Here is a 16,069-nt window from a genome sequence, read left to right on the forward strand (position 1 = left end):
ACCATGACAACCAAGCTGCTCCCTACGCTTGCCGCCATCGCGGGCCTTTCGATCACTGCTGCCTCCGCCGCGCAGGTGAACTACGCCGTCCCCGAGGAGACGGCGGCCCTCAAGCCCGGCGCGAACCTCGAGGTGGTGCAGAACAACTGCACCGCCTGCCACTCGGTCGACTACATCAAGACCCAGCCGCAGGGCGAGAAGTTCAAGAAGGACTTCTGGCAGGCCGAGGTCACCAAGATGATCAAGGTCTACGGCGCCCCGATCGAGGATGCCGACGTCGGCAAGATCGTCGAGTACCTTGCCGCAACCTATTGAAGCCCCGTGTGGCCCCACCCCGCGCGCCGGCGGAATGCCCGCGCGCGGGATCCCAACCCGACTCGACGTGACGGGAACCGATTGATCTTGCAGCGCACCAAATGACCAGGAAACAGGCAGATCGGCGCCAAAGCCCGCTCAAGTAGGGTGTTTCCGACCAAAAACACTACCTCGTTTGATCTATCCAGCTTTTTGCAAACTGCTATCCTGTGCGGCGCGGACAGGCCGGTTTGTGCGGGGACCGGCAGGTCTGTTTTGATTTGATTCCGCGGAGACGACTGGAATGCCCAAAGGTACCGTGAAGTGGTTCAACCCGACCAAGGGGTATGGATTCATCCAACCCTCGACGGGCGGCAAGGACATATTCGTTCATATTTCTGCTGTTCAGAAGGCTGGCCTTCAGACGCTCAATGAAGGCCAATCGGTGGAGTACGAAGAGATCGCAAATCGCGGCAAGACTTCGGCCGAGAACCTGAAAGTCTAGCGCCCAGCGCGTGACCTTTCGGCGCACTCTCGGACGTCATCCGGGAGTGAGGGCCGGATCATCAATTCAGTCAGCGTGACGTTCGGCAGGGCGGGCACGGCGCCCGCACGCCTTCACGTCGAGCTTGCACATAGCCGCTCGAGACGACGCGCGGCCGTAACGCCGTTGCTGCGGACGCATGAGCAGCGCCTCGCTCCTGCCGCGGGAACTTTGCCACGCCGCCGGCGGCAGGACAGCTCCGTCACGTCATTCAATCTTCCGTCACCCATTGGGTGACGGGCATGACGTCGGGCGGCTGCGAATAGCCGCGCGGCCAGAGGTCGACGGCCCATTCGACCTTGGTCGCGCGCTCAACCAGCACGGCGGTGTTGTGCGGCGTCTGCACCAGCGAGTAGCCGCGATAATGCGGATCGCCGACGAAGTGGAATTTGAGCAGGTCCCACTGCTGCATGACGAGGAGCAAGCTCGTAGTGTTGCGCGTCGTGTCCCAGCAATCGTAATTGTGCTTGTCGTCGAAGTAGCGGAAGTCGGCCTTTGCGACGCGCTTTTCGGTGCCGATGATCGGACCCATGCGGCGATCGAACCAGATCACCGCTTTCTGCACGGCGGCGCGTTCGGCGGCGGCATTGGCGCGGCCCACCGCCAGGATCTTGGTCAGCGCGGTCCGGTCGGCGGCACTGAAATCGAGAACCTCGCGGCGGCGGCAGACGAAGCCATAGCAGACCGTCATCGACGTCGCCGACGGCGGATAGATCGAAACCGAGGAATAGAGACCAGCCACGCCCGCGCTGAGCTCGGCCGATCGCGCCGGCGCCGCAGGCAGCCATGACAGCACGACGACGGCAAGCGCGCCGGCTAGCCCGGCCCGCCTCGCTCGTATCGGCTGTTCGGCATCCTTCATGATCGCTGCCCCAACTGAACGCGAGGATTAACGCGACGGCGTCGCGATGCCAATACGCCCGCAGGGCGGCTGTGGATCACATCAAGAAAATGTCAGCCGACCGGCAACGGCGCGTCGCGCTTGACCTCTTCCATCACGGCGTAGGTTCGCGTTTCGCGCACGCCCGGCAGCGCCAGCAGGGTTTCACCGAGGAACCGGCGATAGGCAGCCATGTTGGCGACGCGCGCCTTGACCAGATAGTCGAAGCCGCCGGCCACCATGTGGCACTCCAGCACTTCCGGCGCGGTCTGGACCGCCTTTGCGAAGCGCTCGAAGACGTCAGGCGTGGTCTTGTCGAGCAGCACCTCGACGAACACCAGGAGGCCGAGCCCCAGCCGGTGCGGATTGAGCCGCGCGCCGTAGCCCTCGACGAAGCCGTCGCGCTGCAGCCGCTTCAGCCGCTCGCCGACCGAGGTCGGCGACAGCCCGATGCGCTCCGCGAGCTCGACATTGGCGATGCGGCCATCTCCTTGCAAAATCGAGAGGATTTTGCGGTCTATTCTGTCAATATTTGTCATATATCCGGTGTTGTTGATAATATCCCTGATTTTCTAAGGCAAAATTGCTAACTTGTCTATCGAACTACGGTCCGTACACGCCTAGGTTCCTCTGGTCACAAGGAACTGCCATGTCAGACACCCATCGCCCCCCGCCGCGCTTCAGCGCCCCCTACGCGCCCGACGACGCCGCGATCGCTGAACGGCTGTTGCAAGACGCCCGTCTCGGCGCGGAGACGGAGGCGCGGATCGACCAGACTGCGACCCGCCTGATCGAGGCCGTCAGGGCCAATGACGATCCGCTCGGCGGCGTCGAGGACATGCTGCGGGAGTTCGCGCTCTCGACCAAGGAGGGGCTGGCTCTGATGGTGCTGGCGGAGGCGCTGCTTCGCGTGCCGGACGCGCGCACCGCCGACCAGTTCATCGAGGACAAGCTCGCCCAGGGCGACTTCGTTCATCATGAGACCAAATCCTCAGCGTTCCTGGTCAACGCCTCGGCCTGGGCGCTTGGCGTGTCGGCGCGCGTGATCCAGCCCGGCGAGACGCCGCAGGGCACGATCGGGCGCCTGACGAAGCGGCTCGGCGCGCCGGCGGTGCGCGCCGCGACGCGGCAGGCGATGCGGCTGATGGGCAGCCATTTCGTGCTCGGCGAGACCATCGAGGCGGCGCTTACGCGCGCGCAAGCGCATTCGGCCCGCGCCGCGCGCTATTCCTTCGACATGCTGGGCGAAGCCGCACGCACCGTTGACGACGCGCAGCGCTATCTCGACTCCTACGCCCGCGCGATCGAGGCGATCGGCGGGGCGGCAGGCGACCGCCCCCTGCCCGACCGGCCCGGCATCTCGGTCAAGCTCTCGGCGCTGCATCCCCGCTTCGAGGCAGTGAGCCACGCGCGGGTGATGACCGAGCTGGTGCCGCGGCTGATCGATATCGCGCGCCGCGCCAAGGCGTTCGACCTCAACTTCACCGTCGACGCCGAGGAGGCCGACCGGCTCGAACTGTCGCTGGATGTCATCGCGGCCGCGTTCGCCGATCCGTCGCTTGCGGGATGGAACGGCTTTGGGCTCGCGATCCAGGCCTATCAAAAGCGCGCCGGCGATGTGATCGACCATGTCGACGCGCTGGCGCGCCGCCTGAACCGCAGGATGATGGTGCGCCTCGTCAAGGGCGCCTATTGGGACACCGAGATCAAGCGCGCGCAGGAACGCGGGCTCGACGGCTATCCGGTCTTCACCCGCAAGGCGATGACCGACCTCAACTACGTCGCCTGCGCGCGCAAGCTATTGGCCTTGCGGCCGCGGCTGTTTCCGCAATTTGCCACCCACAACGCGTTGACGGTCGCGACCGTCCTCGAACTCGCCGACGATCCCACGAGCTTCGAATTCCAGCGGTTGCACGGCATGGGCGAAGCGCTGTACGCGCAGCTCGGCGAGGACCGACCTGACATCGCCCATCGCACCTACGCGCCGGTCGGCAGCCACCGCGACCTGCTCGCCTATCTGGTGCGGCGGCTCCTGGAGAACGGCGCCAACTCCTCCTTCGTCGCGCGGGCGGCCGACTATTCGGTGTCGGTCGCGGACCTGTTGCGCCGCCCCGCCGATATCATCGGCGCGGCTTACAATGCCTGCCATCCCGACATTCCGCTGCCAGCGGACCTCTACCGGCCGCAGCGCGAGAATTCGCACGGCATCGAGTTCGGCGAACGCGCGGCACTTGGCAAGCTCACAGCCGCGATTGCGGCCGAGCGCAAGACTGCGCCCGAAAGCGGCGGCACCTCCACCGCGGAGCAGGCAACATCCGCCGTCACCGTCGCGCGCTGCGGCTTCAAGGCCTGGAACGACACGCCGGCGCGACGGCGCGCCGACATCCTGGACAAGGCCGCTGAGCTGCTCGAGCAGCGCCGCGCCCATTTCATCGCGCTCTTGCAAAGCGAAGGCGGCAAGACGCTTGACGATGCGCTGTCGGAGGTGCGCGAAGCGACCGATTTCTGCCGCTACTACGGCGCGCTGGGGCGAAAACTGTTCGGCGAGGCGGACGCGATGCCGGGCCCGACCGGCGAGAGCAACGTGCTGGCGTTGCGCGGCCGCGGCGCGTTCGTCGCGATCTCGCCGTGGAATTTTCCGCTCGCGATCTTCCTCGGCCAGGTGACGGCAGCGCTGATGGCCGGCAACGCGGTGATCGCGAAGCCGGCCGAGCAGACGCCGCTGATCGCGGCCGAGGCGGTGCGGCTGTTGCATGAAGCCGGTGTGCCGGCATCCGCGCTGCATCTCGTCCAGGGCGACGGCGCGATCGGTGCCGCGCTGGTCGCGCATCCCGAGATCGCAGGCGTCGTCTTCACCGGCTCGACGGAGGTCGCCCGATCGATCAACCGGACGCTCGCCGCCAAGGACGGCCCGATCGTGCCGCTGGTCGCGGAGACCGGCGGCATCAACGCGATGATCGTCGACGCTACCGCATTGCCCGAGCAGGTCGCCGACGACGTGGTGACGTCGGCGTTCCGCTCCGCGGGCCAACGCTGCTCGGCGCTGCGGCTGTTGTTCGTGCAGGACGACGTTGCCGACCGCATGATCGAGATGATCGCGGGCGCCGCGCGCGAGCTCAAGATCGGCGATCCCGCCGATCCTTCCACCCACATCGGCCCGGTGATCGACGCCGAGGCGAAGCAGAAGCTCGATGCGCATATCGCACAGATGAAGCAGGAGGCGCGCGTGCATTTCGCCGGCGAGGCACCGGCCGGCAATTTCGTCGCGCCGCATATCTTCGAACTGTCTGCGGCCGGGCAACTCAAGGAAGAGGTGTTCGGCCCGATCCTGCATGTGGTGCGCTACCGTCCCGACAGGCTCGGCGAGGTGCTGACTGCGATCGAAGCCACCGGCTTCGGGCTGACGCTCGGCATCCATTCCCGCATCGACGACACCATCGAGGACATCGTCGATCGCCTTCAGGTCGGCAACATCTACGTCAACCGCAACATGATCGGCGCGGTCGTCGGCGTGCAGCCGTTCGGCGGCAGCGGCCTCTCCGGCACCGGCCCCAAGGCCGGCGGACCGCATTACCTCACCCGCTTCGCCACCGAGCAGACAGTGACGATCAACACCGCCGCCGCTGGCGGGAATGCCGCGCTGATGGCGGGGGTGGAGTAGCAGGTGCCGTCATTGCGAGCGAAGCGAAGCAATCCATACCTCCACTTGCGGAGACATGGATTGCTTCGATCGCTTCGCTCCTCGCAATGACGCCCGAACAACCCGTTGCATCGCGCCTCGGAGATGGGTCAAATGGCCGCTCTGAGGGATCATCGCACGCGATATTCCAGCCACCGGAAAAACACCAACAAGCGCCACGGGAGCGACGGCACGATGGAAAAAGGCATTTTTGACGGGCTCAAGGTCCTGGACTGCGCGAGCTTCATTGCGGCGCCTGCGGCCGCAACCGTGCTGTCCGACTTCGGCGCCGACGTCATCAAGATCGAGCCGCCCGGCGCCGGCGATCCCTATCGCAACCTGCCGAACCTGCCCGGCTATCCGCACAGCGAACACAATTTCGCGTGGATGCTGGAAGCGCGCAACAAGAAGAGCCTCGCGCTCGATCTCACCAAGCCCGAAGCACAAGCCGTGCTCTACAAGCTCGTCGCGGAAACCGACGTCTTCATCACCAACATGCCGCCGCAGGTGCGCCAGAAGCTCGGTATCACCTACGACCATCTCGCCCATCTCAACGACCGGCTGATCTATGCGTCGTTCACCGGCTATGGCGAGAAGGGCGAGGAAGCCAACAAGCCCGGTTTCGACTCCAACGCCTACTGGGCCCGCTCCGGCCTGATGGACCTGGTTCGCGCCGACGAGGAGACCACGCCGGCCCGCTCGGTCGCCGGCATGGGCGATCACCCTTGCGCGATGGCATTCTACGGCGCGATCGTCACCGCGCTGTTCCAGCGCGAGAAGACCGGCAAGGGCTCGCATGTCGCGACCAATTTGATGGCGAACGGCATCTGGGCCAACGGCGTGCTGGCGCAGGCCAAGCTCGTCGGCGCCAAGTTCCAGAAGCGCAGGCCGCGCGAAGAGGCGCTGAATGCGGTGACCAACCACTACAAGTGCCGCGACGGCCGCTGGATCATCCTGTCGCTGCTCAGCGAAGAACGGCAGTTTCCGACGCTCGCGCGCTGCATGGGCCGCGAGGATCTCGTCACCGACCCGCGCTTCGCCACCAAGGCCGACCGCCACGCCCGCTCGGTCGAGCTGATCAGGATTTTCGACGAGGTGTTCGCGACCAGGGACCTCGCCGAATGGCGCAAGGTCCTCGACGGCAACGGCCTCGTGTTCGGCGTCGTCGGCATCCTCGACGACATCCCGAACGACAAGCAGATGATCGAGAACGAGGTGCTGGTGCGCTTCGAGAACGACACCATGCTCACCGTCAACAGCCCGATCTTCATTGACGGCGCCAAGAAGGTGCAACCGCGCAAACCGCCTGCGGTCGGCGAGCACTCGGACGAGATCCTGCGGCAGGCCGGCTACGACGAGGCGGCAATCAGGGAGCTGCGCGCAAAGGGGGCGGTGGCGTAGACGAGGCCCATTCCACATCGTCATTGCGAGCGGAGCGAAGCCATCGCGCCGCGTGGCGGCATGGACTGCTTCGTCGCTTCAGCGCAAAATTGCTTCGCAATTTTGTCGCGAGCTCCTCGCAATGACGCACATGTAGCCCGGATGGAGCGAAGCGAAATCCGGGATAAGTCTCGCACCTGATCATGCGATCCCGGATTACGCTCCGCTCCATCCGGGCTACGAAGTCCGCAAGTTTAGAACGAAATGACCCATTCGATTATCGGAAGGCCCCAACATGCCCTGCTACCGGCTGCACTACTTCCCGGAATCCGGCAACAGCTACAAGCTCGCGCTGATGCTGACGCTGTGCGGCGAGACGTTCGAGCCGGTATGGACCGATTTCGCCGGCGGCGTGACGCGGACCGCGGAGTGGCGGGCGACCGTCAACGCGATGGGCGAGATCCCCGTGCTCGAGGTCGACGGCGAGCGCCGTACCCAGACCGCGCCGATCCTGTTGCAGCTCGCCGAACACTACCGCGAGTTCGGCGGCGAGACGCCAGCAGAGAGGTTCGAGCTGTTGCGCTGGCTGTTCTGGGACAACCAGAAGCTCTCCGGCTACATGGCAACCTACCGCTTCCTGCGCACATTCACGCCGTCGGCCGATCCGAAGGTGCTGAAGCATTTCCGCACGCGGCTCGACGACTTCCTCGGCATCCTCGACCGCCATGTCGGCGACAACGCGTTCATGATCGGCGCGCGGCCGACGGTGTCCGATTTCTCGATGATGGCCTATCTGCACTATCCGAGCGACGAGACCGGCTATGATTTTGCCGTGAGCCATCCCAACATCAGCGCGTGGCTCGGCCGCATTGCCGCCCTGCCCGGCTGGAAATCGGCCTATGAGCTGCTGCCCGGCCCGCGCCTGACGCACTATGCTTGAAAGCGTTGGCGGCCAGCTGCTGCCTGCAACGTTGCATCCATTGATGACGTCTGGCTCGCGCCGGAGCCACCCTCGGGACGGACGAACCGGCTGAGCGAGAACGCCGCCAGCGCTGCGCACAGCGCGGCCGATGCGGCGGTCAGGAACAGCTCGCCCGTGGTCCATTTCGCGCTCATCAGCGCGCCGCCAATCAGGGGGCCGATGATGGAGCCGACCCGGCCGATGCCGAGCGCCCAGCCGACGCCGGTGGCACGCATCGCGGTCGGATAGTAGTTGGCGGCCAGCGCATTGGCCGCGATCTGGCCGCCGACGATGCAGAAGCCCGCCGCGAAGATCGCTGATGTGACCAGCGCCACCGAATGGCTGGACTGCCCGATCGCGCCGACCGCGAACACGGCGACGAAATAGACCAGCGCCAGCGCGCGGAACGAGAAACGGTCGACCACACTCCCCAGCGCGAAGGTGCCGACCACGCCGCCGACCTGCAACATCGAACCGATCAATACCGCCGCCGACACCGAGGCGCCGAGATCGTTGAGCACGGTCGGCAGCCAGTTCGCCAGGAAATAGAGGTCGAGCAGGCTCATGAAGAACACGACCCACAACAGCAGCGTCGGCAATGTCCGTCGGTCGCTGAAGAGATGCCGCACCGGCAGCCCTTCGAGCCGCGGCTCATGCACCACGAATTGCGTGCCTGAAGCGGCCGGCGCGGCGTTCGTGTTGATGCGCGCCAGCAACTCGGCAACGCGCGCTTGGGCGCGGCCGCCGAGCGCAAGGAAGCGTACGGATTCGGGCAACCGCCACGCCAGCACCGGCGCCAGCAAGAGCGGCGCTGCACCGCCGACGATGAACACCGAGCGCCAGCCATATTGCGGGATCAGGGCTGCGGCGAGCAGCCCACCGAGCGCAGCACCAACCGAGAAGCCGCAGAACATGATCATCACCATGGTGGCGCGGCGGCGGTGCGGGCTGAATTCGGAGGTCATCGCCACCGCATTCGGCATCGCGCCGCCGAGCCCGAGGCCGGTGAGCAGGCGGATCACCATCAACGAGCTGACGTCATTGACAAAGACCGTCGCAAACGTGCCGACGCCGAAGGCGAGCGTCGAGAAGATGATGATCCGCTTGCGGCCGACGCGATCGGCCAGCGGGCCAAAGACCAGCGCGCCGATCATCAGCCCGAACAGCCCGGCGCTGAATACCGGCCCGAGCGCGGCACGCGACAGGCTCCATTCCTTGGCCAGCGCGGGCGCGACATAGCCGATTGCCTGGGTGTCGAAGCCATCGAGGAACAGCACGGCGGCGCAGGTCAACAGCAGCTTGACCTGGAAGGTTCCGACCGGCTGCCGGTCGATATAACCGGCAACGTCGATTGTCTCAGCCTCCGCCATGACCGTCCCTCCCGATGCAGTTGATCTGGCGGCTCTTACCGGCCGCTGTTCTTGAAAGCCCGATGCGGACCGACGCTGCGCAGCAGGTTAGCCGCGCAGCGCCTCCTTCGAGTAGCCCGCGATCCGCTTGTAGCTGTCGGACAGGCCGACCAGCTCCTCGCGGCTGATGACGTCCTCGATGGCGCGGAACGGCTGGTCCCCGGTGCGCAGGAACACCTCGCGCAGGATCGCATCCGGCGGGTTGGTGCGGTTGGTGAGCACGATGCGCGTGGTGGCTTCGAGCCGCTGCGCCTGATAAGCCGCGAGCGCCGCGACGGGATCGTCATGGGTAAGCAGCGCCGTGGTCAACGCGCGGGCGTCGAGGATCGCCTGTCCTGCGCCGTTCGAGCCGCGCGGCACCATCGGATGCGCGGCATCGCCGAGCAGGGTGACGCGGCCAAAACTCCAGCGCGGCAACGGATCTTGATCGACCATCGGGAATTCGAGCACATGATCGGCAGCGCGGATGAAGGCGGGCACGTCGAGCCAGTCGAAATGCCAGTCCGCGAAGGCCCAGATGAAATCGTCGAGCGAACCCGCGCGGTTCCAGTCGCGCTTGCGATAATTGGGCGTCTCGATCTCAGCCACCCAGTTGACGAGTTGCAACCCGTCGGCACCGGCGGGACGGATCGGGTAGATCACCATCTTGCCATGCGACAGCCAGCCGGCGCGCACCATGCTGGCGCCCGACAGCATCGGCTTCCAGCGTGTCACTCCGCGCCACATATTGACGCCGGAATAACGCGGCTCGCCCTCGTCGGGGAAGAACTGCTTGCGTACCGCCGAGTTGATGCCGTCGCAGGCGATCGTGACACGGCCGCGCACGCTGACGCGACCGGCACCGCCGGGGCCATCGGCGAACGTCACGGTGACGCCGCCGTCCTCCTGCGCGACGGATACGCAATGGCTGTTGGTGACGACGCGATCGGCGCCGGCGCGTGCGCGGAACGCGTCGAGCAGCACTTTTTGCAGGTCGCCGCGGTGGATCGAGAATTGCGGATGCGCGTAACCGGCGCTGCGGCCAAGCGGCTCCTGGTAGATCAGCTGGCCGAAGCGGTTGAAGAACGTCGCGTCCGTCGTGGTGATCGCGACCTTCGCCAGCGCGTCCTCAAGCCCCAAGGCTGCCAGTTCCTTGGTCGCGTGCGGCAGCAGGTTGATGCCGACGCCGACCTGCCTGATCTCGGCAGCGGACTCGAAGATACGACAGGGAATATTGGCCTGGTGCAACGCAAGGCCGAGCGTCAGCCCGCCGATGCCGGCGCCGACGATGAGGACCTCGTCCATGTTTCCATCCCTATTGTTTTCGCGGATGAAACACGAATAGTAAGCCTACTGTCAATCTGGGAAGGTGATCTCTCCCCGTGAGAGCGGTGCGAGGGAGACGAGAGATCGCCGCGCAGCCTACCTTCCCTTCACGAAGCACATGCCCATACGGGAGGCTTGGCCGGCGACCTGGCAGGCAAGCCCCTCCGCGCAGGTCCAGTTGCGGAAGCTGCGGTCGGCCTCCGCCGGCTTGGTGCCGCCCTGGTAGCAATGAGCGCCCCAGCCGTCGCTGTACTCGGTGCCGGCGAGCTCGGTGCTGCCGCGCGCCTGCGGGCGGTTGGAGAAGCCGCGCGAATAATCCGGCGCCTTGCCGTCGCGGATGCTGGCGAGGATGTCGCGGCGGCGGACCTGGTCGCCGAAGAAATGCGGCGAGGCCGGCACCACGGTCGAATTCGACGGCTTGGCCGCCATCCAGTCGACGCCGGGGAAGTGGAAGCCGCCGATGCCGCGGGTCTGGTGGCAGCCGGCGCAGGTGACGTCGTTGAGCCGTCGTTCGAAGCCGGCGAGCGACTGGATGTTCTCTAGCTTCGCGCCATTGGCGGCGGCCTGCTTCAGCGCGCCGACCACGTCGGTCGCTGAGAACACCGCCTTGTCGGCGGTGCCCTCGCCCTGCACCAGCCCGAACTCGGGCTGCAGATCGGAGAGGTCGAAACCGATCGGCGTCGGTGCAATCGCGCCGGTCGCCAGGAATTTGTCGGGGATCAGGATCGTGCCGCGATCGAGCTCGGCAAAATGCTTGGGATCGAGCAGCCACGCCTTGAAGTCGTGCTTCAGCCCCTCGTCGGCGAGGATGCGATCGCGATCGATCTGGTTTTCCATTGGCGCCTCCACGAAGCGCCCTGTCCGGCCGTCATAATCGAACACCTTCAGGAGATAGTCGGTGCGGAAATCGCGGATCGCCGATTTGGGCGCATGCGCGATCTGCAGATTGGTCTCGATACGGTCGATGTTTTCGGCGCCGATCAGCGCGAGCGGGCCGTCCTTTTCGACCAGCTTTTCCGTGGTCGGCGGGGTGCCGTCGGTTGCCAGCCAGCGCCGCGCGATCTCGCCGCAGGTGATGGTGCCCCCGCCTTTTGCCTTCAGCACAAGGTTCAGCGTCATCGGCAATCGCTGCGACACCGCGTTTTCACCGATCGGCGGCACATCGGTGCGGATCAGCCGATAGATCAACCGGATCTCGCCGCAATTGTCCGGCGCGACATAGGCGCGGTCCATGCGGTTGACGATGCCGGCCAGCACGAAGCGCACGTCCGCAGAATCGAACAACGCGCGGTCGAACAGCTGGAATGCAAAACCGTCGCCGACGCCGACGCTTTCGTTCGGCAGGCTCGCTTTGTGCTTTGCCGTGTAGCGTTCGAATTCGCGATCGAGCGCCTCACGCACCGGCGCCATCGACGGCAATTGAAACAGCTGGTCGTTGGAGAGCGGAAGGCTGGTGGAACGTTCCGGCCACAGCATCCGGCCGAGGCCGAACCGCTCCTGATCGAGCGCGCGCAGGATGGCGGGATCGATGATCGCCGCGCCGCGCTCCAGCGCGCGTTCCTCGCCTGCGCGCGCGGGCATGGCGCCGCAGAGCAGGACCGATATCAGCAAAAGGCATCGCAGCGCGCGGCTCATGCCCCCACTAACACCGCGCAGCGAAGCCTATTCAAGAAAAAAGGCGCTTCACATCGCGGTGAACAATAACCGTCATGGCCGGGCTTGACCCGGCCATCCACGTCTTTCCCACCGCGGAGTCAAAAGACGTGGATGCCCGGCACAAGGCCGGGCATGACGAAATCTTGTCGGGGTGAGGCGATCAGCGCGCGACGATCAGGCCCTTGCTGGTGACGACCACCCAGCGGCCGTCCTGCTTGCGGACTGCGTCGACGCGGCCGAGGCCCGGGACGGGATCGCCGGCATAGACTTCATAGACGCCCTGGCGGCCTTCGATCAGGGCGCCGCCATTGCCGACGTCGCGCAGCGTCCAGCCCTCGACGATCGGCAGGCGGCCGACTTCGACCTTGGGCGCGGCCGGCGCGGCAGCGGTGGTCGCTGGCGGGGTCACCGTTCCCGTCACCTCCCTGGCGGCGGCGGGCGTCGCGGCGGCGACGGTCGCGGCCGGCGGGGTGGCGCGGAGCTTGTCGACCGCGTCGCTCAGCTTGGCGAGCTTGGCCAGCGGCTCGGCCTGCGCCTTCTCGACCTTGTCGAGGCGGTCGCTGGTCTTGTTGAACTGAGTCGTGCTCATCTTGCCGGTGTGCTCGACGCTCGCCCTGAGCGCGGTGATATCGGCATCGATCCGGGCGATCGAGGCTTCGACCGTTTCCTTGGCAGCCGTGTCCTTGGCGGCCGCGACCTCATTGCCGGCGAAATGGCCGAGGCCCGCGGTGGCGAGCGCGCCACCGATCGCGCCTGCGATCGTTGCCAACGCCACCACGGCGGCCATCGCGGCCACCCGGCGCGAGCCCGCGGGCTTTGCGGCCTGCTCGGCGGCCGGCTTTGCGGCGGTGGCCTCATGATCCCAGCTGCGCTCTCCCGGCGCCATGATCACCAGCTTGCCCGGGAAGCGCGGCTCGTCGCGCTGGCCGGCCTCGACCTTGGGCCCGTCCATTTTCGGCAGCTCGACCTTGGGCGCCTCGGCCTTGGGAGCTTCCACCTTGGGCGCTTCGATCTTGGGCGCGTCGGCCTTCGGCGCGGTCTCTTCCTGCTCGGGCGCGAGCCGGGGAGCCTCGACATCGGCCGCGGCCGTCATCGGCGCGCTTTTCGCCGCCATTTCAGCGCCGGTTTCGCCGCTGACGGGCTCACTCTGCTGCTCACTCACGTTCAAGTCTCCAGATGTGGTTGACCTTTTGGTAACTTTTATTGCTTGCGAAATCGTTACCCGGCTTGGGCTTACCGAAATTTTAGGAAGTCGTCCGGGCGGGATTTAGGAGATCTTCCGGGCGGGATTTTGACCAATGCTGCCCTGCGGCAATCCGCGTCAGCTCCGTTTGCGCCCGCGCCATTCCCGACTAACATGGTCTCACCATCCAGCCAGAAGGCAGGTGCCGGTGTCATGACGATCGAAAAGTGCATCAATGAATTTGATGTCGATGACGTCATTTTTGAGGAAGGCTCGTCCGGGCGCGAGCTTTACGTCGTGCTCGACGGCCAGGTCGACATCGCCAAGATCAATGGAGGAAACAAGACGGTCATCGTCACGCTCGGCAAGGGCGAGTTCTTCGGCGAGATGGCCGTCATCGACGGCTCGTCGCGCTCTGCGAGCGCGATCGCGGCGGCGCCAAAGACGAAGGTGATGCGGATCAACCACGCGCGCTTCGTCTACCTCGTTAGCCAGCAGCCGGCGTTCGCGCTGATGATCATGGACGCGCTCTCGAAGCGCCTGCGGGCCTCGAACGCCCTCACCTACCGGACGGCGGGCAAATCATGAGCGACCGCCGGCCGAGCCCGTTCAAGACCCTGCTCGACAGCGAGGTCGCGACGCTGATCCAGGCGGCCGACGACGTCTACCAGATCCGCTTCAAGAACCGCGCGGCCAACGCCTATCTCGTGCGCGGCAGCAAGCGGACCATCATGATCGACGTCGGCCTGTCGACCAACTATCCGCATCTCCTGACATGCCTCAAGCATATCGGGGTGACGCCCGACATGATCGACATGGTGGTGCTGAGCCACGAGCATCTCGACCATATCGGCGCGGCCTATCATTTCCACGGCGGCGCTTTTATCGCCGCGCACCGGCTCGCCGCCAACAAGATCATGCTGCGCGATGACTTCTCGATGCTGCGCAAGATGTTCAACGAGCCGAACGTGCCGATCGACATCGACATCTGGCTCGAGGAAGGCAATCTGATCGACCTCGGCAATTTCCGCCTCAACGTGATGCACACGCCGGGCCACACCTCGGCCTGCATCACGCTGTTCGACCAGGACAAGGGCCTGCTGTTCGCCTCCGACACGCTGATGCCGGGCGGCGTGATGGGCGGCGTGTTCGGCTCCGGCTCGATCGCCGATTACATCCAGTCGCTGGAGCGGCTGAAGGGATTGAACTCCAGGATCCTGCTGTCCGGCCACGGCCGGCTGTCCGACACGCCGCAGGACGACTTGCGGATCGCGATCCAGCGCTCGCACGGACTGCTGGAGGATACCGCGCAACTTTTCGACGCGCTCGATGCACGCGCGAATTTCGAGCCGATCATGCAATCGGTGCGCGACCTCAACAAGCTCGACGACTGACGCGCGCGCAAGCGGCGCCAGCGATTTATTCCCTTGTCCGGCCTGACTTCTGTGTGGGACGGGACTTGCCGCAAGTCATTTGACAAATCCGCGCGCGGCCTGTTCAACAACCTCCAACAACAACGCTGGAAAGCAGGGAGCGAGGACTATGAAGCTTTACGACTCGGTCGGACCGAACCCGCGCATCGTGCGCATGTTCATGGCGGAGAAGGGTATCGAGATGCCCAAGCAGACCGTCGATCTGCGCGGCGGCGAGAACCGGCAAGAGGCCCACCTGAAGCGCAATCCGCACGGCCAGATGCCGGCCCTTGAGCTCGACAACGGCAATTACCTCTCCGAGATCACCGCGATCTGCGAATACCTCGAGGAGAAACAACCCGCGCCCGCGATGATCGGGACGACGGCTGAAGAGCGCGCCGAATGCCGGATGTGGACGCGTCGCGTCGACCTCAACATCGCCGAGCCGCTCGCCAACGGTTACCGCTTCGGCGAGGCGCTGAAATTCTTCGAGAAGCGCATCCCTTGCGCCCCCGAGGCCTCGCCCGGCCTGAAGATGATCGCCGCCAACCGGATCAAATGGCTGAACGACCAGATGGCCGATGGCCGCGAATACATCTGCGGCAAGCGCTTCACGCTCGCCGACATCCTGCTGTATTGCTGGCTCGATTTCGGCAACCAGGTCGGTCAGCCGCTGGACCAGTCGAACAGCAATGTGGTGGCATGGTTCAACCGCGTCGCCGCGCGGCCGTCGGTGAAGGCGTAAGCTCGCGATTCGTCATTCCGGGGCGATGCGAAGCATCGAACCCGGAATCTCGTGCCAACAACCTCTAGATTCCGGGTTCGCGCTTCGCGCGTCCCGGAATGACGATCATTACATCACCACCGGTCTGTCCGGCAGCTCGTTCGGGCCGCCCGCCTCATGCGGGAAGTATTTCGCGAGCTCGCGCGACACGGCCTCGATCCCCTTGATGACGCCCTGCTCGAACCGGCCGACCCTGAAATCCACTTCCATCGCGCGGCAGATCGCCTCCCAGCCGTCGCGGCCGACCTTCGCGTCGATGCCGCGGTCGGCGACGATCTCGACGTCGCGGTCGGCGAGCAGGAGATAGATCAGCACGCCGTTGTTGTGGTGGGTGTCCCAGATCCGCAAATGCGAGAACACGTCGAGCGCGCGTGCGCGCGCCGGCTGGTCGCGGAACAGCGGCACCCCGTCGAGCGCGCCTTCGACGACGAAGCGGATCTGGCCGGAATGCGTGGCTTCGCCGGCCTTGATCGCCGCTTCGATGGCGTCGAGCACGCGCGGCGGGAAATCCCGCCGCACCCGCCAGCGGTGTTCGAGCAGATGTCTGCCGATGCGCCTGATGCCCATGTCCTTAAGCCTCTC

Annotated in this window: 15 protein-coding genes; 8 read left to right on the forward strand and 7 right to left on the reverse strand. The window is 65.5% G+C overall.

The genetic code is table 11. The features are described from left to right. The first annotated feature begins 3 nt into the window (after positions 1–3). Together sorB and ACFFWD_RS27340 are read left to right on the forward strand one after the other, a co-directional pair. Positions 4–315, forward strand: coding sequence for a SorB family sulfite dehydrogenase c-type cytochrome subunit (sorB, locus tag ACFFWD_RS27335; RefSeq protein ID WP_376970475.1), 312 nt, complete (start codon positions 4–6; stop codon positions 313–315). Positions 316–598: 283 nt separating this feature from the next. After that, a complete protein-coding gene (locus ACFFWD_RS27340) occupies positions 599–799 on the forward strand; it encodes a cold-shock protein (protein ID WP_376970478.1) in 201 nt (66 codons plus the stop codon). A gap of 250 nt (positions 800–1,049) precedes the next feature. Here ACFFWD_RS27340 and ACFFWD_RS27345 read toward each other — a convergent pair whose 3' ends face one another. Next, positions 1,050–1,700, reverse strand: a complete 651-nt coding sequence (locus ACFFWD_RS27345) for a hypothetical protein (protein ID WP_376970480.1) — start codon at positions 1,698–1,700, stop codon at positions 1,050–1,052. A 92-nt stretch (positions 1,701–1,792) separates the two neighbouring features. Then, on the reverse strand, positions 1,793–2,257 hold the full coding sequence (locus tag ACFFWD_RS27350) for an Lrp/AsnC ligand binding domain-containing protein (RefSeq protein WP_376970482.1): 465 nt from the start codon (positions 2,255–2,257) through the stop codon (positions 1,793–1,795). A gap of 110 nt (positions 2,258–2,367) precedes the next feature. Between ACFFWD_RS27350 and putA the strand changes: the two genes are divergently transcribed. The 3 genes from putA to ACFFWD_RS27365 all read left to right on the forward strand — a co-directional run bounded on the left by putA (position 2,368) and on the right by ACFFWD_RS27365 (position 7,717). Then, a complete protein-coding gene (gene putA, locus ACFFWD_RS27355) occupies positions 2,368–5,379 on the forward strand; it encodes a bifunctional proline dehydrogenase/L-glutamate gamma-semialdehyde dehydrogenase PutA (RefSeq protein WP_376970486.1) in 3,012 nt (1,003 codons plus the stop codon). 213 nt (positions 5,380–5,592) lie between these two features. Then, the gene (locus ACFFWD_RS27360) at positions 5,593–6,798 is read left to right on the forward strand and encodes a CaiB/BaiF CoA transferase family protein (RefSeq protein ID WP_376970603.1); all 1,206 of its coding nucleotides are present in this window, start codon (positions 5,593–5,595) and stop codon (positions 6,796–6,798) included. Between the two features lie 274 nt (positions 6,799–7,072). Then, entirely contained in the window at positions 7,073–7,717 is a 645-nt protein-coding gene (locus ACFFWD_RS27365; protein ID WP_376970488.1) for a glutathione S-transferase family protein, read from the forward strand. On the opposite strand, the gene ACFFWD_RS27370 is transcribed toward ACFFWD_RS27365, so the two are convergent. The 4 genes from ACFFWD_RS27370 to ACFFWD_RS27385 form a co-directional block, all read right to left on the reverse strand. Next, entirely contained in the window at positions 7,708–9,108 is a 1,401-nt protein-coding gene (locus ACFFWD_RS27370) for an MFS transporter (RefSeq protein ID WP_376970490.1), read from the reverse strand. The genes ACFFWD_RS27365 and ACFFWD_RS27370 overlap by 10 nt on opposite strands. 87 nt (positions 9,109–9,195) lie before the next feature. Beyond that, entirely contained in the window at positions 9,196–10,431 is a 1,236-nt protein-coding gene (locus ACFFWD_RS27375) for a flavin-dependent oxidoreductase (RefSeq protein WP_376970493.1), read from the reverse strand. Between the two features lie 117 nt (positions 10,432–10,548). Further along, a complete protein-coding gene (locus ACFFWD_RS27380; RefSeq protein ID WP_376970495.1) occupies positions 10,549–12,087 on the reverse strand; it encodes a hypothetical protein in 1,539 nt (512 codons plus the stop codon). A 181-nt stretch (positions 12,088–12,268) separates the two neighbouring features. Beyond that, positions 12,269–13,276, reverse strand: coding sequence for a hypothetical protein (locus ACFFWD_RS27385; protein WP_376970497.1), 1,008 nt, complete (start codon positions 13,274–13,276; stop codon positions 12,269–12,271). Between the two features lie 228 nt (positions 13,277–13,504). Here ACFFWD_RS27385 and ACFFWD_RS27390 point away from each other — a divergent pair, with 228 nt between their 5' ends. From ACFFWD_RS27390 to ACFFWD_RS27400, 3 genes are all read left to right on the forward strand, one after another. Continuing rightward, positions 13,505–13,879: a Crp/Fnr family transcriptional regulator gene (locus ACFFWD_RS27390; RefSeq protein ID WP_376970500.1), complete on the forward strand. Its 375-nt coding sequence runs from the start codon at positions 13,505–13,507 to the stop codon at positions 13,877–13,879. Next, on the forward strand, positions 13,876–14,685 hold the full coding sequence (locus ACFFWD_RS27395) for an MBL fold metallo-hydrolase (protein ID WP_376970502.1): 810 nt from the start codon (positions 13,876–13,878) through the stop codon (positions 14,683–14,685). Before ACFFWD_RS27390 ends, ACFFWD_RS27395 begins: the two co-directional genes overlap by 4 nt. Positions 14,686–14,833: 148 nt before the next feature. Next, entirely contained in the window at positions 14,834–15,448 is a 615-nt protein-coding gene (locus tag ACFFWD_RS27400) for a glutathione S-transferase family protein (RefSeq protein ID WP_376970505.1), read from the forward strand. 108 nt (positions 15,449–15,556) lie between these two features. Here ACFFWD_RS27400 and ACFFWD_RS27405 read toward each other — a convergent pair whose 3' ends face one another. Further along, the gene (locus tag ACFFWD_RS27405; protein WP_376970507.1) at positions 15,557–16,054 is read right to left on the reverse strand and encodes a TPM domain-containing protein; all 498 of its coding nucleotides are present in this window, start codon (positions 16,052–16,054) and stop codon (positions 15,557–15,559) included. Positions 16,055–16,069: the final 15 nt, after the last annotated feature.

The organism is Bradyrhizobium erythrophlei, assembly GCF_042430365.1.
Classification (GTDB): domain Bacteria; phylum Pseudomonadota; class Alphaproteobacteria; order Rhizobiales; family Xanthobacteraceae; genus Bradyrhizobium; species Bradyrhizobium erythrophlei.